Origin of the sequence: Xenorhabdus sp. SGI246, assembly GCF_040838225.1 — a bacterium.
GTDB classification, from domain to species: domain Bacteria; phylum Pseudomonadota; class Gammaproteobacteria; order Enterobacterales; family Enterobacteriaceae; genus Xenorhabdus; species Xenorhabdus indica.
On the sequence record NZ_JBFPEZ010000042.1, the window covers coordinates 1 to 23,736 of the forward strand.

At 41.6% G+C, this 23,736-nt stretch carries 21 protein-coding genes and 1 tRNA gene; 10 read left to right on the forward strand and 12 right to left on the reverse strand.

The genetic code is table 11. The features are described from left to right. Positions 1-372 precede the first annotated feature (372 nt). The 3 genes from ABLA85_RS10765 to gloB all read right to left on the reverse strand — a co-directional run bounded on the left by ABLA85_RS10765 (position 373) and on the right by gloB (position 3,202). Positions 373-903: a MepB family protein gene (locus ABLA85_RS10765; protein ID WP_367963946.1), complete on the reverse strand. Its 531-nt coding sequence runs from the start codon at positions 901-903 to the stop codon at positions 373-375. Positions 904-1,042: 139 nt separating this feature from the next. Continuing rightward, complete coding sequence (gene mltD / locus ABLA85_RS10770; RefSeq protein ID WP_367963948.1) at positions 1,043-2,374, reverse strand: murein transglycosylase D; 1,332 nt, start codon at positions 2,372-2,374, stop codon at positions 1,043-1,045. Between the two features lie 72 nt (positions 2,375-2,446). Then, positions 2,447-3,202, reverse strand: coding sequence for a hydroxyacylglutathione hydrolase (gloB, locus tag ABLA85_RS10775; protein ID WP_367963951.1), 756 nt, complete (start codon positions 3,200-3,202; stop codon positions 2,447-2,449). Positions 3,203-3,250: 48 nt separating this feature from the next. Between gloB and ABLA85_RS10780 the strand changes: the two genes are divergently transcribed. After that, the gene (locus tag ABLA85_RS10780; protein ID WP_367963953.1) at positions 3,251-3,967 is read left to right on the forward strand and encodes a methyltransferase domain-containing protein; all 717 of its coding nucleotides are present in this window, start codon (positions 3,251-3,253) and stop codon (positions 3,965-3,967) included. 12 nt (positions 3,968-3,979) lie between these two features. Here the strand turns inward: ABLA85_RS10780 and rnhA are convergent, their stop codons facing one another. Beyond that, positions 3,980-4,450, reverse strand: a complete 471-nt coding sequence (rnhA, locus tag ABLA85_RS10785) for a ribonuclease HI (RefSeq protein ID WP_367963956.1) — start codon at positions 4,448-4,450, stop codon at positions 3,980-3,982. 63 nt (positions 4,451-4,513) lie between these two features. Here rnhA and dnaQ point away from each other — a divergent pair, with 63 nt between their 5' ends. Next, entirely contained in the window at positions 4,514-5,257 is a 744-nt protein-coding gene (gene dnaQ, locus ABLA85_RS10790; protein ID WP_047683818.1) for a DNA polymerase III subunit epsilon, read from the forward strand. Between the two features lie 144 nt (positions 5,258-5,401). After that, a tRNA-Asp gene (locus ABLA85_RS10795) sits at positions 5,402-5,478 on the forward strand. Positions 5,479-5,535: 57 nt separating this feature from the next. Here ABLA85_RS10795 and ABLA85_RS10800 read toward each other — a convergent pair. Then, complete coding sequence (locus tag ABLA85_RS10800) at positions 5,536-6,081, reverse strand: N-acetyltransferase family protein (protein ID WP_367963959.1); 546 nt, start codon at positions 6,079-6,081, stop codon at positions 5,536-5,538. An 88-nt stretch (positions 6,082-6,169) separates the two neighbouring features. On the opposite strand from ABLA85_RS10800, the gene ABLA85_RS10805 reads away from it, so the two are divergent. From ABLA85_RS10805 to fbaA, 5 genes are all read left to right on the forward strand, one after another. Beyond that, complete coding sequence (locus ABLA85_RS10805) at positions 6,170-6,700, forward strand: O-acetyl-ADP-ribose deacetylase (RefSeq protein ID WP_367963961.1); 531 nt, start codon at positions 6,170-6,172, stop codon at positions 6,698-6,700. A 212-nt stretch (positions 6,701-6,912) separates the two neighbouring features. Further along, positions 6,913-8,907, forward strand: a complete 1,995-nt coding sequence (tkt, locus tag ABLA85_RS10810; RefSeq protein ID WP_367963963.1) for a transketolase — start codon at positions 6,913-6,915, stop codon at positions 8,905-8,907. 372 nt (positions 8,908-9,279) lie between these two features. Further along, entirely contained in the window at positions 9,280-10,299 is a 1,020-nt protein-coding gene (gene epd / locus ABLA85_RS10815; protein ID WP_367963965.1) for an erythrose-4-phosphate dehydrogenase, read from the forward strand. 51 nt (positions 10,300-10,350) lie between these two features. Next, complete coding sequence (gene pgk / locus ABLA85_RS10820) at positions 10,351-11,517, forward strand: phosphoglycerate kinase (RefSeq protein ID WP_367963967.1); 1,167 nt, start codon at positions 10,351-10,353, stop codon at positions 11,515-11,517. Positions 11,518-11,574: 57 nt separating this feature from the next. Next, positions 11,575-12,651, forward strand: a complete 1,077-nt coding sequence (fbaA, locus tag ABLA85_RS10825; protein ID WP_367963968.1) for a class II fructose-bisphosphate aldolase — start codon at positions 11,575-11,577, stop codon at positions 12,649-12,651. Positions 12,652-12,757: 106 nt separating this feature from the next. Here fbaA and dtpB read toward each other — a convergent pair whose 3' ends face one another. From dtpB to ABLA85_RS10850, 5 genes are all read right to left on the reverse strand, one after another. Then, a complete protein-coding gene (dtpB, locus tag ABLA85_RS10830) occupies positions 12,758-14,224 on the reverse strand; it encodes a dipeptide/tripeptide permease DtpB (protein WP_367963970.1) in 1,467 nt (488 codons plus the stop codon). Positions 14,225-15,155: 931 nt separating this feature from the next. Then, the gene (locus tag ABLA85_RS10835) at positions 15,156-15,557 is read right to left on the reverse strand and encodes a hypothetical protein (protein WP_367963972.1); all 402 of its coding nucleotides are present in this window, start codon (positions 15,555-15,557) and stop codon (positions 15,156-15,158) included. A gap of 398 nt (positions 15,558-15,955) precedes the next feature. Beyond that, on the reverse strand, positions 15,956-16,474 hold the full coding sequence (gene hpaC, locus ABLA85_RS10840; protein ID WP_367963975.1) for a 4-hydroxyphenylacetate 3-monooxygenase, reductase component: 519 nt from the start codon (positions 16,472-16,474) through the stop codon (positions 15,956-15,958). Positions 16,475-16,495: 21 nt separating this feature from the next. After that, the gene (hpaB, locus tag ABLA85_RS10845) at positions 16,496-18,058 is read right to left on the reverse strand and encodes a 4-hydroxyphenylacetate 3-monooxygenase, oxygenase component (RefSeq protein WP_367963977.1); all 1,563 of its coding nucleotides are present in this window, start codon (positions 18,056-18,058) and stop codon (positions 16,496-16,498) included. A 219-nt stretch (positions 18,059-18,277) separates the two neighbouring features. Further along, entirely contained in the window at positions 18,278-18,853 is a 576-nt protein-coding gene (locus ABLA85_RS10850) for a hypothetical protein (protein ID WP_367963980.1), read from the reverse strand. Positions 18,854-19,248: 395 nt separating this feature from the next. Between ABLA85_RS10850 and ABLA85_RS10855 the strand changes: the two genes are divergently transcribed. Continuing rightward, a complete protein-coding gene (locus tag ABLA85_RS10855) occupies positions 19,249-20,355 on the forward strand; it encodes an AAA family ATPase (RefSeq protein ID WP_367963982.1) in 1,107 nt (368 codons plus the stop codon). Further along, positions 20,348-21,028, forward strand: coding sequence for a DUF4276 family protein (locus tag ABLA85_RS10860; RefSeq protein WP_367963984.1), 681 nt, complete (start codon positions 20,348-20,350; stop codon positions 21,026-21,028). The genes ABLA85_RS10855 and ABLA85_RS10860 overlap by 8 nt, the downstream gene beginning before the upstream one ends. A 280-nt stretch (positions 21,029-21,308) precedes the next feature. Here ABLA85_RS10860 and hpaA read toward each other — a convergent pair whose 3' ends face one another. Together hpaA and hpaX are read right to left on the reverse strand one after the other, a co-directional pair. Next, complete coding sequence (gene hpaA, locus ABLA85_RS10865) at positions 21,309-22,217, reverse strand: 4-hydroxyphenylacetate catabolism regulatory protein HpaA (protein ID WP_367963986.1); 909 nt, start codon at positions 22,215-22,217, stop codon at positions 21,309-21,311. A 28-nt stretch (positions 22,218-22,245) separates the two neighbouring features. Continuing rightward, complete coding sequence (gene hpaX / locus ABLA85_RS10870) at positions 22,246-23,628, reverse strand: 4-hydroxyphenylacetate permease (protein WP_367963988.1); 1,383 nt, start codon at positions 23,626-23,628, stop codon at positions 22,246-22,248. Positions 23,629-23,736: the final 108 nt, after the last annotated feature.

The window sequence follows — 23,736 nt, forward strand, 5'->3', positions numbered from 1 at the left end:
TACCTTAATGGCGATTTGAAAAGTGCTCTTCGCCACTCATCGCCCGCAAGAAATCAGCAAGAATTAGAAAAAAAGACAAAAAGTCATCTCAGGAAGCTGCAAAGAAGAAATAAACATGTTGCTCGCTTTTTTCTGCACCCCAAAATTAATTATGCTGCATGATGGGAGTATGGGTATTTGCACACCGGGTTAATAACTATATCAAGATCTATGTTTTCTTTAGCTCTAATTTCTGCTGTGACAAAATATCCATTTTTATACATAGTATTGTTACCTTTTTTGTTTGAGGTTCTTTATATAACCAAGTTGAAATGATATTTCAAATTATTTTATTAGGATTATATTTTTAAATAGTATTGAAAAGTTACTGTTTTAGATAGAAAATATTTTATTAAACTTTTCAATGGAAAGTAATTGGCTTTCTAAATTTATAAAATATGAAGATTGCCATTTTTGTGTTTTAATTGCTTGTTTTGAATCAGGATATATCCAAGAAGGATACACTCGTATAGCCCTTTTTCCTTCTTTATTTCTAGTGGAAAATATGCCTTGTCTGGTCAGAATATCTGAATCAAACAGGAAGATACCTTTCTGGCTCTCTGAATAGGTTGCTATTATGCAAAAATCAATTTTATCTTTTTGTTCAAACGGCATTATTTCTGCGTTAGGGAAAGGCCTTTTCCACAATGTGACAAAGTAGCCTACTTTGCGTGGAGTAATTTTGGCTTGGCGAAAAAGAATTGATTTTCCACTGAGCCCGAATCGTATCGCTTCATACTCATGGCTTTCATTTTCCCGATAGGGAGTAACACTAAAGTGGTATCCGGCAGCGAGTAGCAGATGTTTGTATATTTCATTGAAGCTATCAGGGAAATTATCTGTATCACTGGCAAATGATGACAAGCTGAGATTCCTTTATTGAACTTGAAATATATTGAGTATATTCGAATTATTATGTGTTTTATACAAGGTTATAAAATCTGGCACAGTAAAAACTCCCTGCCTGAAAGGCAGGAAGCTATACGCTGGTGGATAAGATAAATCAGTTAATATAAAGCGTCAGAGCGATACCGGGTTTAATGTCTTTGATCTTGATGTTTTTATTCCAATTCATCAGATCATTAAGATTTACCCCATGCCGTTTGGCGATGCTGGCAAAGGAATCACCTTTGCGAACCTGATACGTAACAGAATCGCTAGTATTAACCTTCAAAACTTGTCCAACCCTGAGTCTATCAGCGGTCTTCAAGCCATTTAACCTTTGTAGCTGATGGTGGGATGTCTTAAAACGTTTTGCAATTGCTGATAACGTATCACCAGAACGGACAGTATAATGATTCTGTTGTTGTAGCTGATGAATATTTCTGGCAACAGACAGGCGGATATTTTTTAAAACATTTTCATCTGCCAGCGAGTGTTTAAGCTGGCTGGCATTCTCTCTTGGCAACATAATGTAATGTGGCCCATAGGGAGATGTCATACCTTGCTTATAACCAGGGTTATAGGTTTTGATGGAAGTCAGTGATAACCCGGATAACTCAGCAGCTTGTGATAGTGTGATTTGTTGCCCTACTTCAACTTTGGCAAGAGCCTGTTGATTGTTGGGTTTTGGCAATTTAAGGTCAAATTTTTCGTTGTGACGAATAACATTACTGAGCGCCAGTACTTTGGGGACGTAATGCATGGTTTCACGAGGTAATGCTAATGACCAAAAATCTGTCGGTTTTCCCCGCGACTGATTGTCTTTGATTGCACGTATGATCCGGCCTTCGCCGCTGTTATAAGCTGCGATAGTTAATAACCAATCCCCATTAAAACGCACGTTCAAACGTTCAAGAATATCTAAAGCTGCGGTTGTAGATGCAGCGACATCACGACGAGCATCGTACCATTTATCCTGTGTCAAACCATAATGGCGGCCTGTACTGGGGATAATCTGCCACAAACCTGCTGCTTTGGCGTAAGACGTAGCATGAGGATTAAAAGCACTCTCCACTATGGGAAGTAAGACCACTTCCATGGGCATATTTCGTTGATCAATCTGCTCAACGATCCAATATATATATGGCTCTGCTCGTAACGCCACATTTTGGAGATAGCTCTTGTGTCTCAGATAATAATTTTGTTGTTCACGTACCCTGTTATTGTCAGGAATTTCCATCTTCAACTCATCACGGATATGTCCCCACAAATCTTGTTGGGCTGTTGGACTTATCTTCCAGTTTGCAGTCTCGTCTGGCTCTGCAATACCTTCTGCTTTTTGATTAGTCGAAGACATTTTCTGTGTATGCTGCTGGGAGGGAGACTTTGGTTGGAGACCCGATTGACACCCGGCAAGCAAGACAGACGCGAACAAGATCGCTTTTGTCTTCATATTTTCTTTTGATGTATGCCTAAAAGGTGAGCAATCATACTGACCTATTACGCAGAAGACAACCCAACAAAATCAAAATCGATCTTTATAAGCCCTTAATTGCTGAAAAACAGAAGAAAGTGGTATTGAATTAGGTTTAATACCGATATTTTTTTGTAAATCAAGATCGTGACAATTTAGGAAAACGTTAATTTTTCTCTCTGTCTGTAAAGTCGTGGGCACTGTTGCCTGATTGTTTTCGCGTAACTCAATAATTTTTTTATAATAACCGTGAATTGTTTGATTTTCAGGTAATACTGACTGCGCAAATTTCAAATTTGCGGCGGTATATTCATGAGCACAACAAATCAAGGTGTCATCGGGTAGCGATGCAATTTTTTCAAGAGAAGAAAACATTTGTTCAGCAGTCCCTTCGAACAGTCTGCCACAACCTCCTGAAAACAGGGTATCTCCACAAAACAGGTAAGGTGCCTGATAGAAAGCGATGTGACCAAGTGTATGACCCGGTAATGCTATAATCTGAAAAGAGAAATGACCAATATTGATGACATCATGTTCATGGATAATATGGGTTGCCCCTTTACTTCGGGTCTCTTCTGGACCATACACAGGTAATTCAGGATATTGTTTACACAAGCCAGCGACACCACCAACATGGTCGTAGTGATGGTGTGTCAGCAAGATAGCAACGGGAATAAGTTGGTTAGTTGTTAAAATTTCCATGACGGGATGTGATTCAGCAGGATCGATAACGACACAACGTTTGTCTTCATCACAAAGTAACCAAATATAGTTATCTGAAAGGGCGGGGAGCCTGATAAGCTTCATTATATACCTCATTTTAACAATAGCTTTGTAGGTTGAAAGGAAGATGACATGCAATCAGTACATGCAATCAAACAAATAACTCCTCCTGAATCTTGGGCTGAGTTACCTTGGGGGGAATATTACCGTGTCGCTTTGGAACGTCAATTGGAACCGTGGTGGCCAAAAATTTTTGGCTTTCATTTAGTTAAGGTCGGTAATTTAAGTGCAGAAATTGACAGTCGCTCTTGCCTAATCAGCCACCAGGTCAATGTAGGATTGGCAGGAGAAGGTATGGATGTGATTGCCGATCCTCATTATCTTCCTTTCGAAGCGAAATCGGTTGATGCCTGTTTATTGGCTCATATGTTGACTTATAGTGTTGATCCTCATTGGCTGCTTCGGGAAGTGGATCGGATTATGATTGATGACGGCTGGTTGATCATTTCTGGTTTTAATCCAATAAGCTTATTAGGGCTGAGAAAAGTGATTTCACTTGTATGTCGCAGGCAACCTTACCGTGCCCAAATGTTTTCCAGTTTTCGTCAATTGGACTGGCTTCGCTTGCTTAACTATGAAGTTCTTTACCATGCTAATTTCCATGTCTTACCGTGGAAGAGTGGAAATAGTTTCGATGAGCATACGACATCAATAGTTGGTTGTCTGAATGTGATTATTGCCCGCAAGCGGACAATACCTTTAACTATCAACCCTATGCGGGCCAGATTGTTGAAACCTAAATTCAGTAATGCGTTAGGGGCAGCGAAAAATTTTCACCAACGCTATTAATTTCTTATTAGGTCAGTTTTCCTTTTCGATATAGCCATCATCATGTTGGGTCGGGGAATTGGCTGCTGTGCGAGCCAATTCATCACATAATTCATTTTCCCGATGGCCTGTATGCCCTTTAACCCAATGCCAGTCAATATCATGGGATGAAATGGCTTTATCCAGTCGTTGCCACAGATCAACATTGATCACGGGCGATTTGTCCGCTTTTTTCCAGCCACGTTTTTTCCAGTTGTAGATCCATTGGGTAATACCCTGGCGGACATATTGGCTATCGGTGGTCAGAATGACGTTACAAGGTTCTTTGAGTGCTTCCAGCCCGATAATGGCGGCCATAAGTTCCATTCGGTTGTTGGTCGTGCGGAAGTAACCTTGACTTAGTTTTTTTTCCTTTTGTTTATAACGAAGTAAAACACCATATCCACCAGGGCCGGGATTACCGAGACAAGAACCATCGGTGAAAATTTCTACCTGTTTGCTCATATTTGGTAGACTCTTCCTATATTATCTTCAATCAAAACTCTAAGTCTGACACAAAAAAACACTATGAGCACTGCAATTACCCGTCAAATCGTCCTCGATACCGAAACAACCGGTATGAATAAACTGGGAATTCACTACGAGGGGCATAACATCATTGAAATCGGTGCGGTGGAAGTCATCAACCGCCGCCTTACAGGGCGTCATTTCCATATCTATATTAAACCTGAACGCTTGGTTGATCCGGAAGCGTTTGAGGTTCATGGTATCAGTGATGAATTTTTGCTGGATAAACCTAAATTTGCTGATATTGCTGACGAATTTATTGAATTTATCCGTGGGGCTGAGCTGATCATCCACAACGCGACGTTCGATATCGGCTTTATGGATTATGAGTTCAGCAAACTTAATCGTGATATTCCGCCAACCGCGGAATTTTGTACGATTACGGATAGTTTGATGCTGGCAAGGCAGCTTTTCCCCGGTAAACGTAACAACCTTGATGCGTTGTGCGATCGTTACCATATTGATAACTCGAAACGTACTCTCCACGGCGCATTACTTGATGCCGAAATTCTGGCTGATGTCTATCTGGCAATGACTGGCGGTCAGACATCACTGGCTTTTTCGATGGAAGGAGAAGTATCCAACAATGCGCAGGTTGCAGAAATTCAAAAAATCACTCGTCCTCAGGCGGGGTTGAGGGTTATTTATGCTTCTGACGAGGAATTGATTCAGCATGAGTCCCGTTTGGATCTGGTGCAAAAGAAAGGGGGAAGTTGCTTGTGGCGAACAGAACCTGAACAATGACATTGACGGAGAGTATGATAAGTGGGAATTAATTTGCTATTAAGGTGAAAAACTGTGCAAGTGCACTATTTTATTATAAAAAGCGATTGACGGATTGTGCGGGGGCTCGTATTATCCATCCCGTTCTCAACCAGAACGCCCTGCGGTGCGGTAGTTCAGTTGGTTAGAATACCGGCCTGTCACGCCGGGGGTCGCGGGTTCGAGTCCCGTCCGCACCGCCAGAATTTGTAAGCCCTGAGTTAAAAACTCAGGGCTTTTTTCTTTGATTACCAAAGACTTCAAATCAACTTATAGAAATAGGTTGTTGCGGAAAATTCACCGATAGAATTAATAACATAATTTGGGATTTCACCGACTTCAACAAAGCCAAGTTTTCGATAAAGGGCAGAAGCTGGATCATTGGTGCGTGTATCCAACACCAGCAAACTACGCTGGTATTGCTTTGCCAGCTCTTCCAGCTCATTCATTAACATTCTGCCAATCCCACGCTGGCGATAGTCTGTATGTACCATTAGCTTTTCCACATCAGCACGATGCTGTCCATTCTTTTTCCGGCAAAGAGAAAGTTGCACTGAACCTGCAATATGCTCATCTTCCAACGCCACCAACAGTAAACGATGACCAGATACGAGGTCTTCTTCGATATCCTGCCAATAATGTCCTGCTTCATTTGCTTTTAGTGGTGCAATAAAACCGATGGAAGCATCATTTTCGACACAGTTATTCAGTAAGTTAATAAGTTCATCACGTCTGGCATTGATGGAATGCAATAGCATGATGTTTGGGACTGATATTGAACTTAGTGTAGGGTTGGATTTTGTCATTTATTATTAAGTCTGAGATAAGTGATGATTAAATACTATACAAGAGAATTTATTCTGGATATAAGAAAATTATGGGGGAGGTGACGAAATGAGCAGCAACAGAATCAATATCATTCAGGGCGATATCACCACAATTGCGGTTCAGGCAATTGTTAATGCCGCCAACAGTTCTTTGCTAGGTGGTGGCGGTGTTGATGGAGCCATTCACCGTGCTGGTGGAAAATCTATTCTGGAAGAGTGTATGCAAATCAGGGCAAGACAAGGTGGTTGTGAAGTTGGTGATGCGGTGATCACCGGAGCCGGGAATTTACCTGCTAAGTATGTGATCCACACTGTAGGTCCTCGCTGGAATGGAGGAATGCATGATGAACCAGAATTATTGAAAAAGACTTATTTGAGTTGTTTTGAGATTGTTAAACAATACAATATTGCAACTGTCTCTTTTCCTAATATTAGCACAGGCATTTACCGGTTTCCGAAGAAAATGGCAGCAGAAATCGCTTTGGAAACAATTCATTCAAACCTTTCTATTAATCAAAATATATTACAAGTGAATCTTGTTTGTTTTGATGATGAAAATTACGACATTTATCGTTCTTTAACTCAACCTCTTCTTTGAATTATGAAATTATCTCTTATTTGCGCAAACTTACCTCCGATTATGTATTTTCGCTTGAAAATACGTCAAAACAGCGGGGTAAATCAAAGAATTGGTGCCGAACGGAAATTAAGATAGTTTTCGTTTATTGGCATTAATGATTGCGGTTTGTATGCTGCGCTGCGAAAATTAGTTCTAGTTCACTAACGCTTTTATCCGACTTGGAGTAAAGAATGACCACTCGTAAAATCCTTGCGAATGCTATCCGCTTTTTGAGCATGGATGCTGTGCAGAAAGCAAAATCAGGGCATCCTGGTGCACCGATGGGAATGGCTGACATTGCTGAAGTGCTATGGCGCGACTATTTGAACCATAACCCTGCCAATCCTGACTGGGCTGATCGTGACCGCTTCGTATTATCCAATGGTCATGGTTCTATGCTGATTTATAGCTTGCTGCATCTGACTGGTTACGATGTTTCTATCAACGATCTGAAAAATTTCCGTCAACTGCATTCTAAGACCCCAGGTCATCCAGAATATGGTTATACTCCGGGCGTAGAAACGACAACTGGCCCGCTGGGACAAGGTATTGCCAACGCAGTTGGTTTTGCGATTGCGGAACGCACATTGGCAGCGCAGTTTAACCGTCCAGGCCATGATATTGTCGATCACTACACTTATGTATTCATGGGTGATGGTTGTATGATGGAAGGGATTTCCCATGAAGTTTGTTCTCTGGCGGGTACATTGCAGCTAGGCAAACTGATCGCTTTCTATGATGACAACGGCATCTCCATTGATGGTGAAGTTGAAGGTTGGTTCACTGATGACACCGCTGCACGTTTTGAATCCTATGGCTGGCATGTTATTCGTGGTGTAGATGGTCATGATTCTGTTGCAATACAGTCTGCTATCGAAGAAGCTCGTCAAGAAACTGGCAAACCATCTCTGTTAATGTGCAAAACTATTATCGGTTTTGGCTCACCAAATAAAGCGGGCAAAGAAGAGTGTCACGGTGCTCCACTGGGTGACGCTGAAATTGAAGCGACCCGTAAGGCTCTGGGTTGGGAATATCCTGCTTTTGAAATTCCTCAGAATATTTATGCAGAATGGGATGCAAAAGAAGCCGGTAGAGCTAAAGAAAGTGCTTGGGATGTAAAATTTGCCGCTTATGCTGAAGCTTACCCGGAACTAGCCACAGAATTCCGCCGTCGTACCCATGGTGAATTGCCTGCAAACTGGGAAGCTGAATCCAAAGCATTTATTGAAAATCTGCAACAGAATCCTGCTTCTATTGCCAGCCGTAAAGCATCACAAAATGCACTGGAAGCATTTGGTAAAGTTCTGCCTGAATTCATGGGTGGCTCTGCTGATCTGGCACCAAGTAACCTAACTATGTGGTCTGGCTCCAAGCCTCTGAACGAAGTTCAAAGCGGTAACTACATTCATTACGGTGTACGCGAATTCGGTATGTCTGCCATCATGAACGGAATTGCTCTGCACGGTGGTTTTGTGCCTTATGGTGCGACATTCCTGATGTTTGTTGAATACGCCCGTAACGCAGTACGCATGGCTGCACTGATGAAGATCCGTAGCATCTTCGTTTATACCCACGATTCTATCGGCTTGGGTGAAGATGGTCCGACTCACCAGCCAGTTGAGCAAATTGCCAGCTTGCGTGTAACACCAAATATGAGCACATGGCGTCCATGTGACCAGGTAGAATCTGCGGTAGCCTGGAAATATGCGATTGAGCGTAAAAATGGCCCAACTTCTCTGATCTTCTCCCGTCAGAATCTGGCACAGCAGGAGCGTACTGCCGTACAACTGGCGGATATCGAAAAAGGGGCTTATATCCTGAAAGATTGCGCAGGTCAGCCTGAATTAATCCTGATTGCGACGGGTTCTGAAGTTGAGCTGGCAATGAAAGCCGCTGAACAATTGAGTACAGAAGGCCGTAAAGTTCGCGTAGTTTCCATGCCATCTACTGATGTATTTGACAAACAGGATACGGCATACCGTGAAGCGGTTCTCCCTGCTACGGTTTCTGCTCGTGTTGCGATTGAAGCGGGTATTTCTGATTACTGGTTTAAATACGTTGGTATTAATGGTGCTATTGTGGGAATGGACACATTTGGTGAATCTGCTCCTGCTGATGCGCTGTTCAAAGAATTTGGTTTCACTGTTGAGAATATTGTTGCCAAAGCAACGGCGTTACTGAAATAACAAGCAAACCCCTGCCCTGGATAGGTTTTAGAAAATAAACCGGTCTTAGAAACTGAATAGGTTTCAGAAAGCAGCTAATAAAAACGGCTTGCTGAAATGAGGAAAGGGGGAAGAAGCGCATTAGCATCAAACTTTGGGCTAATGCGCTCTTTTTTTCATCAAAATTTTTTCATTATGCTATTAATGATCCTTGCCATTACTCTCTTTTTCTCGTAGTCTTCCCTTATAATAAGCTGAACCGTTTCAGTTATCATAGGCAAAATGTCTTATCTGTCACAATCTGATTAATTTTATGATGAATCATCCGTACAATTTGCAGTTGCTCAGTTATTCTAAGCCGTTGCGTGACCATAGAGAAATTCAGGGAGTAACATGACAATCAGAGTAGCGATTAACGGTTTTGGGAGAATAGGGCGCAGTGTTCTGCGTGCTCTCTACGAAACCGGGCGTCGGGCTGAAATTGCAGTGATCGCTATTAATGAGCTGGCTGATGCAAAAGGTATCGCCCACTTATTGAAATACGATTCCAGTCATGGGCGTTTTGCATGGGATGTACGCCTGAACAATAAAGTATTGCACGTAGGAGATGACAGTATACGGCTGTTTCATCAATCAGATATCTCGAATTTGCCGTGGAAAGAACTGGGTATTGATATTGTACTCGATTGTACGGGGAAGTATGGTGAACGAGTGGATGGAGAGGCTCATCTCACTAGTGGTGCCAAAAAGGTTCTGTTTTCCCATCCGGGAGGCAATGATCTGGATGCAACGGTGGTATATGGTGTAAATCATGATTCATTGGTTGCTGAAGATCGCATTGTTTCTAATGCATCTTGTACAACAAATTGCATTATCCCGATCATTAAGGTGCTGGATGATGCGTTTAACATTGAATCGGGCACGGTAACAACAATTCACGCATCCATGAATGATCAACCAGTCATTGATGCTTATCATTGTGATTTACGTCGAACCCGTGCGGCCAGCCAGTCGATTATTCCAGTCGATACAAAACTCGCTGCGGGGATCACACGTATCTTTCCCAAATTCAGTGATCGGTTTGAAGCCATTTCTGTTCGAGTACCTACCATCAATGTAACAGCGATTGATTTAAGTGTGACAGTCAGTGCTGCCGTTAATGTCAGTGAAGTAAACCAACTACTGCAAGAATCAGCGGTGAGTTCATTTCGTGGTATAGTGGATTTCACTAATTTGCCGCTGGTCTCAACGGATTTTAACCATGATCCTCACAGTGCTATTGTGGATGGTACACAAACCAGAGTGAGTGGAAATCATCTGATCAAAACGCTTGTATGGTGTGATAATGAATGGGGCTTTGCCAATCGTATGCTCGATACAACCCTGGTAATGGCCTCTAAAGGTTTTATGTAATCACAACAGAAGATTGAGTAATTTTATAGAGAATCAATGAGAGGATTCACCATGTCTGTAATTAAGATGACTGATTTAGATCTGGCGGGTAAACGTGTTCTGATACGTGCTGATCTGAATGTGCCTGTAAAAAATGGCAAAGTTACTTCTGATGCACGTATCCGTGCGTCTTTGCCGACGATTGAGGCTGCGTTGAATCAGGGAGCCAAAGTCATGGTTACTTCTCACCTGGGACGCCCGACTGAAGGAGAATACAACGAAGAGTTCTCACTGCAACCCGTCGTTGATTACCTGAAAGGTGCACTTTCTTCTCCTGTTAGTCTGGAAAAAGATTATCTGAATGGCGTTGAAGTGGCGGAAGGCGAATTGGTTGTTCTGGAAAACGTTCGCTTCAACAAAGGTGAGAAAAAAGACGACGAAACGTTATCGAAACAGTATGCAGCATTGTGTGATGTATATGTAATGGATGCCTTTGGTACAGCACATCGTGCTCAGGCGTCAACTCACGGTGTTGCTAAATTTGCACCGATTGCCTGTGCTGGCCCATTATTATCTGGCGAACTGGAAGCCTTGGGTAAAGCACTGCATAACCCGGCTCGTCCAATGGTGGCGATTGTCGGTGGCTCTAAGGTTTCAACTAAACTGACTGTTCTTGATTCACTGTCCAAAATTGCTGATCAGCTTATCGTCGGTGGTGGAATTGCCAATACTTTTGTTGCCGCAGAAGGCCACAATGTAGGTCGCTCCCTGTACGAAGATGATCTGATCCCTGAAGCGAAAAAACTGCTGGAAAGTTGTGATATTCCAGTACCGACTGATGTTCGTGTTGCGACAGAATTCTCTGAAACTGCCGAAGCTATACTGAAATCCACCAGTGAAATTAAAGATGACGAACAAATCCTTGATTTGGGCGATGCATCTGCTGAACGTCTGGCTGAAATCCTGAAAAGTGCTAAAACTATTTTGTGGAATGGCCCGGTTGGTGTTTTTGAATTCCCTAATTTCCGTAAAGGAACCGAAATTGTTGCCCATGCGATTGCAAAGAGCGATGCTTTTTCTATTGCAGGTGGTGGCGATACTTTGGCAGCAATTGATCTGTTTGAAATTGCTGACAAAATCTCTTACATCTCTACTGGTGGTGGTGCTTTCCTTGAGTTTGTTGAAGGCAAAAAACTACCCGCCGTTGTGATGCTGGAAGAACGTGCTAACAGTAAATAAGTTGTAATAACAGGCAGTGAATACTGCCTGTTCAATGTCAATACAGGACCACGTAACATGTCTAAAATTTTTGATTTCGTAAAACCGGGTGTCATCACTGGTGATGATGTTCAAAAAGTCTTTGCTATCGCAAAAGAACATAACTTTGCTCTGCCGGCAGTTAACTGTGTCGGTACTGACTCTATCAATGCAGTGCTGGAAACAGCGGCAAAAGTACGTGCTCCGGTAATCATCCAGTTTTCCAATGGTGGTGCATCATTTGTAGCGGGTAAAGGATTGAAACTTGAAGGGCAGCAAGCCGCAATTCTGGGGGCAATTTCGGGTGCTTACCATGTACATCAGATGGCAGAGCATTATGGTGTGCCAGTGATCCTGCATACTGACCACTGTGCACGTAAATTACTACCGTGGATTGATGGTCTGTTGGATGCAGGTGAAAAGCATTATGCTGAGACTGGCAAACCATTGTTCTCTTCTCACATGATTGATCTGTCAGAGGAATCTCTGGAAGAAAATATCGAAATTTGTAGCCAATATCTGGCACGTATGGCGAAAATCGACATGACGCTGGAAATTGAACTGGGTTGTACTGGTGGTGAAGAAGATGGTGTTGACAACAGCCATCTCGACAGCTCTTCCCTGTATACTCAACCAGAAGATGTGGCTTACGCTTATGAGAAACTGAGTGCTATCAGCCCACGTTTTACCATTGCGGCATCTTTTGGTAACGTTCACGGCGTATATAAACCAGGTAACGTTAAACTAACACCAAAAATCCTGCGCAATTCTCAAGACTATGTTTCTGAGAAATTCAACCTGCCACACAACAGTCTGGATTTTGTCTTCCACGGTGGTTCCGGTTCTACCGCAGAAGAGATTCAGGAAGCCGTCAGCTATGGCGTAGTGAAAATGAATATTGATACCGATACTCAGTGGGCTACCTGGGAAGGTATTCTGAACTACTACAAGAAAAATGAAGGCTATCTGCAAGGCCAGCTAGGTAACCCGGAAGGTGCGGATAAACCGAATAAGAAATTCTATGATCCACGCGTCTGGTTGCGTGCTGGCCAGGTTTCCATGACTGTTCGTCTGGAGCAGGCTTTCAAAGAATTGAATGCGGTTGATGTGCTGTAATTTCCATACTGATTGGCATGGATTCAAGTAGTTTTTTTTAATTCCCGCTCGTTATTTTAATTACCAACGAGCGGGAATTTTGTTTAATTAAACCAAATCAGATGGGTTATGCTTTCGCTCCATCCTTCATAATACGGTTCAGCCACGGCACCATGAAAGCCATAATCACAGCAACAATAAGAGTGGCAATCCCTATTTTTCCAAATACGTTCATATAAAGTGGCAGGGTTTGCAGAGGATCGGTCACGCCTTTTGGTGCGGCGGTGAATGTGGCAACATAACTTCCTAATACTGATGCTGCTGCCTGAGATAAGAACCACATGCCCAGAATAAACCCTGTCAGGTAGCTAGGAACAAACGTTGCTACCATTGCCAGCCCCAGTGCACTGATCATCAATTCCCCGATGCTCTGGAACAGATAAACCAGTACAATAAACCATGGGGAGGTCATGCCTTGTTCATCGGCAAATAAACCCGAAGCGGCGGCGGTCATGAAACCGAGAGAGCACAGGAACATGCCGAAGGTAAACTTTGTGGGCATGGAAAAGTCTTTTCCCTTTGCTCCCAGGCGGGTGTAAACCACAGCCAGGATAGGACTGACCACAATGATCCAGAATGGATTTAGTGCCTGGAAACTGATGGGATTAACATTAAAGCCGAAGATCTGGGTATGGACGTTGTTGATGGCGAAGAAATTGAGGGAAGTCGGCATTTGGTTATACAGGATGTAGAACACAACAGCCTGAAGCATCAAAATAAATGCCACAAACATCTTATTGCGGCCGATCCTGTCCTGTTTGAATGCCTGCCAGAAGAAAATTATTACAACAATGGCTGAAATCGCAATGAGGACAATATTGGCAATGTTGATATTATGCAATAACCATGCACAAACACCAATCATAGCCACTGTACCAAGCAAAACTAAAAACAGGGTTGCATAGTTCAGAGAGGCATGATCTGGTTCAGAGCCAATGTTATGTACCATACGGCGGCAGGCGATATAAACCAGCAAGGCGATAATCAGGCCGATACCACAGATATTATAAGTGACGGCGTAGCCGTATTTATCAGCAATGACAGGGGCAAAAGAAAGAGAAACCAGAGAGCCAAGATTGATAGACATATAGAATAACGTAAATGCACCATCCAGGCGTGGATCTTGGGGCTGGTAACATTTTGCCAGTAGGCTGGCGGGGTTGGCTTTAAAAAGGCCATTACCGACAGCCACGGTTCCCAACGCATAAAAAATCAGCTCAGGTTCCATGATGGAAAGACCAATCATGAAATAGCCTATTGCCAGTACAATGGCACCCAGAACGATAGTTCGCTTTGTCCCTAATAAGTGGTCGCCAACATAACCGCCGATAGAAATCAGGCCGTAAACCAGTGCAGAGAACGCACCGAAGGTGATAAATGCTTGTGTTTCTGAAAAACCAAGTTGTTTAACGAAATAAACAGCAAGAATGCTTTGAACGCCGTAGTAGCCAAATCTTTCCCATAATTCCACAAAAAAGATCATGAAAAAGGGTTTCGGTTGATCCCATAAACCGATTGGAACGGTTTTATTCATAGTCACTGCCTCTGTTAGTTGTCATACTGGTGGACAATACATTCAGAGTTCATACTGTTTTTAACATATGGATAACATAATGTATTGTACGGGTTGTGATTTTGTTTATTTATTCAGAGTGATCGAAAGCGCGGGAGGTTAATATACTAATACAATATCTTCTCAATGGTTGATCACACTAATGTAAAAATTAATACCAGATTTGACGAAATATTCACTAAATTAATAGCGAAAATCATGCATGAACGGTTTGAGTGTTCGCAAATAAATCAATTTGCTGTTTATTTGATCTTTTCTGTTGTTTTTCATCTAAAAATGACTACCCATTAATTAGTATTAAGAAAATGAGATTACAAATATCAATATATTAATTTTTTATTATATGATTAATAATTTTATTTATTTGTGCAGGGATAAAATTTACATTGTTCTGAGGGGGGGGAATGTTAATCTTCCCCAGAAATCGGAGTGCGCTATAGGTAGAATTTTCTCACCATCTTAATGTATCAGAGAAGATCTAAATCTTATAAAAAATTACGCCTTATCGGTAGCCAGGCCTTAGCCACCTGACCAGAACCTTGTTCCTGAACTTTGCCGTGAACATGAGATAAGCAGCACCAGTTTCTATACCAGATCTTTCGCAGATACTTCAATGGCACTAACGTAATATGCTAATTCGTTATGGTCAAAATAGGTTTTATTCTTATTTTTTATGATTTAGTCAAACCCCCAGATCTACTCAACCAAATTGTTAAATAATTATGATAATTGTCAAAAAATTAAATGGTTATTTTCTTATTTCCAACAAAATAAATAATAAGAGATATTATGTATATAATTGAAAAAAACAGATCCGCAGATGTACGATCATTTAAATTAAATAGAGAGAATATAATTGGAATTAAAAATGGAAGACATAATAAAGCAAGACTCAAAATAGAAAAACTTTTATTTGTTTTTTTTCATTTCCTTCTGTTATAAGAATATTTCTTCCTAATATGATGGTAAACCCACTCACAACTCCCCATATGACTCTGTGGATAGCATCAGTACAAACTGATATAGTTATCCATTCTTTTGAGAATAGAAGACAGTTTATTGTTGCTAATAATAATGAACATATAAAAATATTTTTTATTTTACGAATAAAAAAAGATATTGTCATACACCCTATGGATAAACCTATCAGATAAGAAAAAACTGGAATGTACGTATTTAATATTGCTCCTCCTTCTTTCAGTGTGTTATCTATCCAAATGGTCAATCCTGATGAGCCAGAAATATTAGCTATACTTAATAATATGCTAAGTATAACAGCTTTATTGTTTAACATTTTTATTATTTCCTTTGTTGATTTCTTTTGGGGTTTATATTTGACTTAAGGCGGGATTTTACTTTGTAGAAAGATTGACTATTATGCAATTGTTGATAATTTTGCATATTCAATACTATCTTATTGATAGATTATAGTATCTGATTTGCGTATTTATTGAACTTTAAAAAAGTGCTCTTTAGTCACAATAACCGTACTAAAAATAGATATCTCGCCTTGACCATTGACTCAGGAGTATTGTTAATATATAGAACTTGTAAATTTTTTTTCTCAATGAATGATGAAACGACCTCATTTTGTCCTACCTGGAGTCGGTTTCGGTATGTCCTTCGTCTTTTAAATTGCGTTTTAGAAGACGAAGGATATATGTTCAGTAGAATAATATTTCAAATAGATATTTAAACCGCGGTAGCCAAAGTCTTACTCATAACCTGGTGAAAACTACGCTTAAAATAAATTAATCCATGCCCTTCTTCACGAACAATAATCTGTTTTATTTCCACCAGATAAACATTATGAGTACCGATTTCCTGTACCTGTTCAATGCTCCCTTCCAGATTGGCGAGAGTTCCTTTCAGTATTGGCTGCCCTAATGAGCCAGTATGCCAGATATCCCAACTAAAGCGCTCTTCCATATTGGCTTCAGTCATGCCAGCGAAATGGCGGGCCATTAATTCTTGCTCATGATTAAGAATATTGACACACAGCCGACCGTTTCTCTGAAATACCGGATTCATGGCGCTGTTGCGATTAATGCACACCATCAGAGTTGGAGGCGTATCTGTCACAGAGCAGACTGCTGTTGCTGTCATACCGCAACGCCCTGCCGGGCCATCCGTAGTGATAATATTCACCGCAGCGGAAAGGCTTGCCATCGCATCCCTGAAACGCAAGCGATGTTTATTTTTTAAAGACATAATAAGCCTCCTGCTACTGATTTATTTCAGCAGCTTATCTAATAGATTAATATCGTGGTTATTGTGTAAGTGGGGTTTTGTCCAGCCATTAACATCATAGTCAGAGAGACAGCGATCCACTAACTCCGTCATTTTCTTCATATTGCCGGAACCATATGCATGACGCAGACATTGCAGGCGAATTTCATCCTGACTGCCGGCATAATTAATTTCGTACAATTCATGACGTCCACCGAATTCACTTCCGATGGCATCCCACATTAATTTCAAAATTTTAATTCGTTCCACATGATCAATACCATTGGAGCCACGTACATATTTTTCCAGGTACTTATTGATTTCAGGATTGTTCATATCCCGCACGCTGGATGGCAAATAAATTAACCCGCTAGTGACATTACTTTCAATGATGTTTTTAATTTTCGTGTAAGCCATCGGTGCCATAACGCGGTAAGTTTGTATTGCCTTGGCGTCCGGCAGGTAAGCATTACCTTCCCATGGCTTGGCTTCGGCCCACATTGCATCGGTCAGAGACCAAAATAGATTGCGCCATGCCACGACTTCACCGAGATCTGCCTGAACACCACGAAAATCCACGACTCCAGTACATTCGAGACTCTTTTGCAGTAATCCGGTGATAAAGTCCAGTTTTACCGCCAGACGTACACAGGCCTGTATTGGAAACAGACGGGCAAACCCACTCTGGACAGCCCAATTACGAGCACGATCAAAATCGCGATAAATTAACACATTTTCCCATGGGATTAACACCTTATCCATTATGAGAATGGCGTCATTTTCATCAAACCGGCTGGAAAGGGGGTAATCGAAAGGTGAACCTGTGGCTCCCGCCACTAATTCATAGGAAGCACGGGAAATTAATTTAACACCTTCAGAATCCATCGGAGCCACGAACATCAAGGCAAAATCAGGGTTATCGCCGATGACTTGCGCTGAACCAAAACCAATAAAATTAAAGTGAGTCAATGCCGAGTTAGTTGCGACTACTTTGGCACCACTGACAATAATGCCTGCATCTGTCTCTTTTTCTATTTGGATAAAAACATCTTTGACCTGATCAGCAGGTTTATGACGATCAATCGGGGGATTAACTATCGCATGGTTGAAATAGAGCGCGTTTTCCTGGATGCGTTTATACCATGTACGGGCGTTATCAGCGAACTGTCCGTAAAATTCAGGGTAAGCTCCTAACGCACAGCAAAATGCCGCTTTATAGTCAGGAGTGCGGCCCATCCAGCCATAACTCTGGCGTGACCATTCTGCAATAGCATCGCGTTGTTGGCGGATATCATCGGGGCTGGTCGCGAAACGGAAGAACTTATGGGTATAACCGCCACTGCCAGTATCCGTATCCCAACAGAGTACATCATGGGTTTCTGGGGCATGCAGGGCATCATACAGTTGACCGATAGAGGTTGCCGCATTGCGAAAAGCGGGATGTGTAGTGACATCCTTAACTCGTTCGCCATAGATATAAATTTCCCGTCCATCCTGAAGGGAATTCAGGTACTCTTTGCTGGTTAATGGGCGTTTATGATCGGCTCGCAAATCTTCTGGTCTCATGGCTACCTCATCATTCCTAAACCTCCCATTTTGATTTGTTATCCTAATGGGAGGTTAAGTGTTAATTTTATGTTTCTTTTATAGGGTTGATTGAAGCGATTGAGAGAGAAGACTTGAAGAGACTTTCAGGAGATACGCTGGTACTTTTCGATAAAATTGGGCTGTTTACTGCGTAAATGTGATCGAGCTTGTATTTTAGAAGTAATGAGTTTTTTATTGTTATAATAAATTACAGAAGTGATGTGGTGGAATATCGCGTCCATGGCGATAACGTAAGATTAATTCACCGTCGAATGGGATATTTTGATCGTAGCAGTAGCTTGGATACGCACAATTACTCCATGGGTCACAAATTACAGCTTCTCGGTTCCATGTATCGGGCTTTTTTGTGTTTCCCTGGCACCTGCCAATCACAACAATTGTATGTCCGTCTTTTCCTAGATCATCAATATCGACATCAAACAGATCGAGAGGTTCTACTCCTTGCATTTTTAGATAAGAGAATGCGACGATAGCTTTTTCTCCGCAATTACCCAATCGGTATTCTATGGCGGCAGCGCTGGTGAGAAAAATGTGTTTTCTGTTATGGTCATAAGTTTGCCTGTTGTTAGAAACTTCATTAAGCCTTGCATGGGTTGACATTCTTATAGAATACAATTGTTTATTTAATTCATTGCTCAGTTTTTTCTGCTCAACTGTTTGAGTTGGCAATTGATTTGGAGAAGTAATACCAATGTTAATATTCACATAATTGATGGCTTTTCTTGCTAAAAAAATATTCCTGGATAATGACATAGCTATATTTCTCCAGAATAAAAAATGATGAAAGGGATAATTAACTATTTTTTATCAGTGATTGGGGTTCAGAGCATGTTTTGCTTCTATCAATATTTTGATTATGCTGCATGAGATTTTCAGCCTACCATTTCAGAATTAGTGAGGCAATTAATTACTGAGGTGGCAGTATATCCTTTTCCCGATCATGAACCCAATAGTTAGATTGCTAAAGCAGGAAATTTATCACAACATCTAATCATTGGAAGCATGACCCCGAAAGGTACGCTTCAGAGAATAGTACTTCAGCTATCAGCGGGTTATGTTAACATTGAAGATAACTGTGTTGATGCATGATTGAATCGAGAGTTACCCCCTTGTCTGATACTGAAGTAAAGCATTTCAAAGGAGGAGATATGACAACATCTTTAGATAAGCTCACGATTAAAGGGTTTAAATCAATCCATGAGCTGAGTGAATTTGAACTTAAAAACTTAAACGTGATTGTTGGCGCTAACGGCGCAGGTAAAAGTAATTTGATCTCCTTTTTTAAAATGCTGCGGGCATTAATAGACGGCACATTAAATCGCTATGTACGCGATAGTGGTGGCGCTGGCGATTTACTCTTTAATGGTAATAAAGTCACACAGAAAATGGAGTTTGAAACTCGCTTCGGGGAAAGAGGATTTCGCTTTAAATTGGTCCCCACGCCAGCAGATAGCTGTGCGATTGAAGATGAAGCACGCTATTACTCAAAAAGTGCTAGCAAATGGTGGGAATTGGGGGATAGCGATGATGGCAGATCCAGAATGGTCGCTGAAATCGAGAATAATTCCTCTGATGCACCGTATTCAAAACCTGTCTATGATGCCATCGCTTCCTGGCAAATTTACCATTTTCACGATACCAGTGCGACAGCGGGAATGCGAAAATATGAAATTATTCAGGATAACAAAACATTACGTACAGATGCTTCTAATATTGGCGCATTCTTATTAAAACTCAAAAATGAGGCGCCAAATGAGTACAAATCGATTGTGAATGCCATCAGGTTAGTCACTCCGTTCTTTGATAACTTCATTCTGGAACCGCGTCAAAGTGGTTTAAAAGAAGACGTTAACATTAGCTGGACGCAAAAAGGCTCAGATTATCCAATGCAGCCTTATCACTTATCAGATGGTTCAATACGCTTTATTTGTCTGGCAACGGCATTATTACAACCCAATCCGCCATCGACGATTATTATTGATGAGCCTGAGCTGGGCTTACATCCTGCGGCTATTGTTATCCTTGCAGAGTTAATTCAACTGGCGGCTCAGCGTACCCAAGTCATTATCGCCACTCAATCTCCTATTTTAATCGATCAATTCTCTGCTGAAGATATTGTCATTGTGAATCGTAAAAAGGGCGCTTCACGTTTTGAGCGTTTAAATGGAGAAGATTTTTCTCAATGGCTCGAAAACTATTCTCTGGGTGAATTATGGGCTAAAAACGTCATTGCCGGAGGGCCGACTTATGAGTAATTATATCGAAGTCATGGCCATCGTTGAAGGTAAGACAGAACAGATATTTATTGAAAAGATACTTCAACCTTATCTGGCTGAGAAAATGATTTTCATCTCTGCCACACAAGTTTCTAAACCCGGACAAAAAGGTGGAGATGTGCGTTTTTCAAGAGTCAAGAAAGACATTGAGATGCATCTGAAACAACGTCCAGATACCTATGTCACCACATTTATTGATTATTACGGCACCAATGAATGGCCGGGATTAGAAACGTTAAATAGACAATGGGAACCAAAGAAAATCGCTGAACATCTGCATCTGTCAACACAGGATGAAATTTATCAATTCTTATTCGCACAGAGAGCAGGTGAACGTTTTATTCCCTACATCGTTATGCATGAATTTGAAGCTTTGCTTTTTAGTGACAAAGAGATACTTGCCAATGAGTTAAATATCCATGTACAAGAGGTAGATCAAGTTCTTCGGGAGTGTGGAGAACCGGAATCGATTAACAATAGCCCACAAACGGCGCCTTCAAAGCGGTTGGAAAAATGGTCAGAAAATGGAACATTTGGCAAAACGACAACAGGAATAGCTATTGCCGAGAAAACAGGCATTCCTAAGATGAGAGAAAAATGCCCGTTATTCAATGAGTGGCTATGTAGGCTTGAAATATTAATGACCATTTAAAAGCAGAAGGTTGTGCCATTTGTGTTGGGTTTCTCTCTTTAGTTGATTTGGAGAAGTAATACCAATGTTAATATTCACATAATTGATGGCTTTTCTTGCTAAAAAAATATTCCTGGATAATGACATAGCTATATTTCTCCAGAATAAAAAATGATGAAAGGGATAATTAACTATTTTTTATCAGTGATTGGGTTTCAGAGTGTGTTTTGCTTCTATCAATATTTTGATTATGCTGCATGAGTTTTTCAGCCTACCATTTCAGAATTAGTGAGGCAATTAATTACTGAGGTGGCAGTATATCCTTTTCCCGCCAAATGCTCGGAGAACACCCCACCAACCGATTAAAAAATCGGGCAAAATAAGCCGGGTCTTTAAAACCGAGTTGGTATGCCACGTCAAATACAGGACTGTCACTGAACAATAATAACCGTTTAGCTTCCCGTAATAGCCGGTCAAAAATCAATCTTTTTGGTGGTCGGTTGGCAAACCGACGACACATATCTTTCAGACGTGACTCCGTGACGCCCAGTTTTTGGGCGTATTCCGGTACAGTAAGATGTTGACGATAATATTGATCAATCAATTGATTAAAACGCTGGAATAGTTTTAATTCTCCTCTAACTCCACCGGAATGGTGATCATCAAGGGGGATGCTGCGTAACAGGAAGGTAAACAGTGATTGTGCTAAAAAAGCCAATGATTGCTCGCGGCCAGCAAATTGGTTGGCAGACTCACGCCCGATCAGTGCCCAATAGTGGTTGAATGTCTCTAATTCATCAGGTTTATCCACGATGGAAAGGCAAATAGCAGGAATATCGATAAACTCCCGATGGAGAGGATAGAGAGAATTAAGCAGTGGTGTAATTAATTCCTGACGTACTGTCAGGACATAACCGTCGGTATCTTCTTGCGTAAAAAATGCGTGAGGAACGGAAGGAGGAGTCAGGATAAACAACGGAGCCTGTACGGAGTAGCGAAGATCATCTAATTGTAATTCTATCCGGCCTGTTACCAGATAATGAAGCTGAAAAAAACCATCATGGCGATGCGCTTGCATATCACGCCCAAAAAAAGCAGCCATGCGACCGAAAGTCTGATAGTGCACATCATCTGATCCCTGTGTTTCATCATAATCCTTGCTGATATCAATATTAGCAATGGTGGTTTTGCTCATATGGGTGTCTGACATTAATTTCTTCCCTTAATTGAGATTGTCATCAGGAATGTGGTTGATGGGGCGATGATACCGCCTGTGGTTTCGACTTTTTCATTGGGATCAACAAGACTATCAGAGCTCCGATAATGAGTAACACAGCAACAAAATAGAGTCCAGAGTCAAAACTACCGGTCTGATCTTTCAGCCACCCGATCAATAATGGACTAATGGCAGAACCCACATTTCCGGTGGCATTGATCACGGCGATCCCGATAGCACGCGCACGCAGGCTGATGGATTGATCGGGGGTTGTCCAGAATACCGCCATGGCAGTAAAGGAGCCGGTTGATGCCATGATGATCCCCAAAAGCTGCACCAGACTGTTGTTTGTCAGTGAAGCCAGTATCCAACCTAAGGCGGCAAACAGATAGGGAAGTACCGTGTGCATTTTACGTTCTTGCAGGCGATCGGAACGGCGACTCCAATAAATCATACCCAAAATGGTACAGAACTGCGGAATAGCCGTTAGCAGGCCAATAACTACATGGCTGCTTTCCTGATTGAAACTCTGCATAATTTGTGGCGTCCAGATATTAATGGCGCTCAGAGTATTGGTCAGACAGAAATAAGCGAAGGTGTACATCAGGACAACCGGGGTAAAAACCTCACGCCACAGGCTGGTTTTTGTTTGTGAATTCTCGGCCTGGGCCAACGAAATTCTATCGTTCTCTATCATCTCTTGAAGGCATTTTTTATCCTCGTTTGTCAGCCAGTTGGCTTTTTCCGGTGAATCATCCAGATAAAACCAGACAACAATGCCGAGTAAAACAGAGGGAAAGCCTTCCAGAAAAAATAGCCACTGCCAGCCACGCAGATCCCAAATTCCATCCATTTCCAGAATATAACCGGAAGCCAGTGAGCCAAATGCCATAGTAACAGGCATTGCGATCATAAACAGGGCATTAGCACGGGCGCGATAATAGGCGGGAAACCAATAGGTCAGATAGACCAGAATGCCCGGCAGGAAGCCAGCTTCCGCAATACCAACCAGCATACGCAGGATATACAAACTGGTAGGGCCAGTGGCAAACATTGTGGCAGTAGAGGCAATACCCCACAGAACCATAATTGTGGCAATCCAGCGTCTGGCACCTACAATACTCAGCATGATATTGCTAGGAATACCGAAAGCCACGTAAGTAACGTAAAACAGTGTAGCAGCCAGCCCGAACATGGTAGATGTAAGGCCAAGATCTTTTCCCATCGTTAAACCGGCAAAGCCAATATTAATGCGATCCAGAAAAGAAAATATAAACAGGATAAATAAAAACAGGATCAGGCGGCGAAATAATTTATTGATAACGTTTTGTTGTTGGGCGGTAAGTTGTTTATGTGGGTAAGCTGGATTATCGGATTTTGCTATGACTTCAGGTGAACTGCTCATTGTTGTTACCTTTTTTTATAATTAGTTATTTTTATCAATAGTTTTTTATGAATCGAGCTTTATATGGATATTTAACTTGTTATAAACAGGCTATTTTTATAGATACCC

Excerpts from the sequence above, each read along its gene's own strand:
- epd (WP_367963965.1), top strand. The coding sequence starts at position 9,280 with ATGACAATCAGAGTAGCGATTAACGGTTTTGGGAGAATAGGGCGCAGT.
- ABLA85_RS10800 (WP_367963959.1), bottom strand. The coding sequence starts at position 6,081 with ATGACAAAATCCAACCCTACACTAAGTTCAATATCAGTCCCAAACATC.
- hpaB (WP_367963977.1), bottom strand. The coding sequence starts at position 18,058 with ATGAGACCAGAAGATTTGCGAGCCGATCATAAACGCCCATTAACCAGC.
- gloB (WP_367963951.1), bottom strand. The coding sequence starts at position 3,202 with ATGAAGCTTATCAGGCTCCCCGCCCTTTCAGATAACTATATTTGGTTA.
- pgk (WP_367963967.1), top strand. The coding sequence starts at position 10,351 with ATGTCTGTAATTAAGATGACTGATTTAGATCTGGCGGGTAAACGTGTT.
- tkt (WP_367963963.1), top strand. The coding sequence starts at position 6,913 with ATGACCACTCGTAAAATCCTTGCGAATGCTATCCGCTTTTTGAGCATG.
- ABLA85_RS10860 (WP_367963984.1), top strand. The coding sequence starts at position 20,348 with ATGAGTAATTATATCGAAGTCATGGCCATCGTTGAAGGTAAGACAGAA.
- ABLA85_RS10855 (WP_367963982.1), top strand. The coding sequence starts at position 19,249 with ATGACAACATCTTTAGATAAGCTCACGATTAAAGGGTTTAAATCAATC.
- dtpB (WP_367963970.1), bottom strand. The coding sequence starts at position 14,224 with ATGAATAAAACCGTTCCAATCGGTTTATGGGATCAACCGAAACCCTTT.
- fbaA (WP_367963968.1), top strand. The coding sequence starts at position 11,575 with ATGTCTAAAATTTTTGATTTCGTAAAACCGGGTGTCATCACTGGTGAT.
- hpaX (WP_367963988.1), bottom strand. The coding sequence starts at position 23,628 with ATGAGCAGTTCACCTGAAGTCATAGCAAAATCCGATAATCCAGCTTAC.
- hpaA (WP_367963986.1), bottom strand. The coding sequence starts at position 22,217 with ATGTCAGACACCCATATGAGCAAAACCACCATTGCTAATATTGATATC.
- ABLA85_RS10850 (WP_367963980.1), bottom strand. The coding sequence starts at position 18,853 with ATGTCATTATCCAGGAATATTTTTTTAGCAAGAAAAGCCATCAATTAT.
- hpaC (WP_367963975.1), bottom strand. The coding sequence starts at position 16,474 with ATGTCTTTAAAAAATAAACATCGCTTGCGTTTCAGGGATGCGATGGCA.
- dnaQ (WP_047683818.1), top strand. The coding sequence starts at position 4,514 with ATGAGCACTGCAATTACCCGTCAAATCGTCCTCGATACCGAAACAACC.
- mltD (WP_367963948.1), bottom strand. The coding sequence starts at position 2,374 with ATGAAGACAAAAGCGATCTTGTTCGCGTCTGTCTTGCTTGCCGGGTGT.
- ABLA85_RS10805 (WP_367963961.1), top strand. The coding sequence starts at position 6,170 with ATGAGCAGCAACAGAATCAATATCATTCAGGGCGATATCACCACAATT.
- rnhA (WP_367963956.1), bottom strand. The coding sequence starts at position 4,450 with ATGAGCAAACAGGTAGAAATTTTCACCGATGGTTCTTGTCTCGGTAAT.
- ABLA85_RS10780 (WP_367963953.1), top strand. The coding sequence starts at position 3,251 with ATGCAATCAGTACATGCAATCAAACAAATAACTCCTCCTGAATCTTGG.
- ABLA85_RS10835 (WP_367963972.1), bottom strand. The coding sequence starts at position 15,557 with ATGTTAAACAATAAAGCTGTTATACTTAGCATATTATTAAGTATAGCT.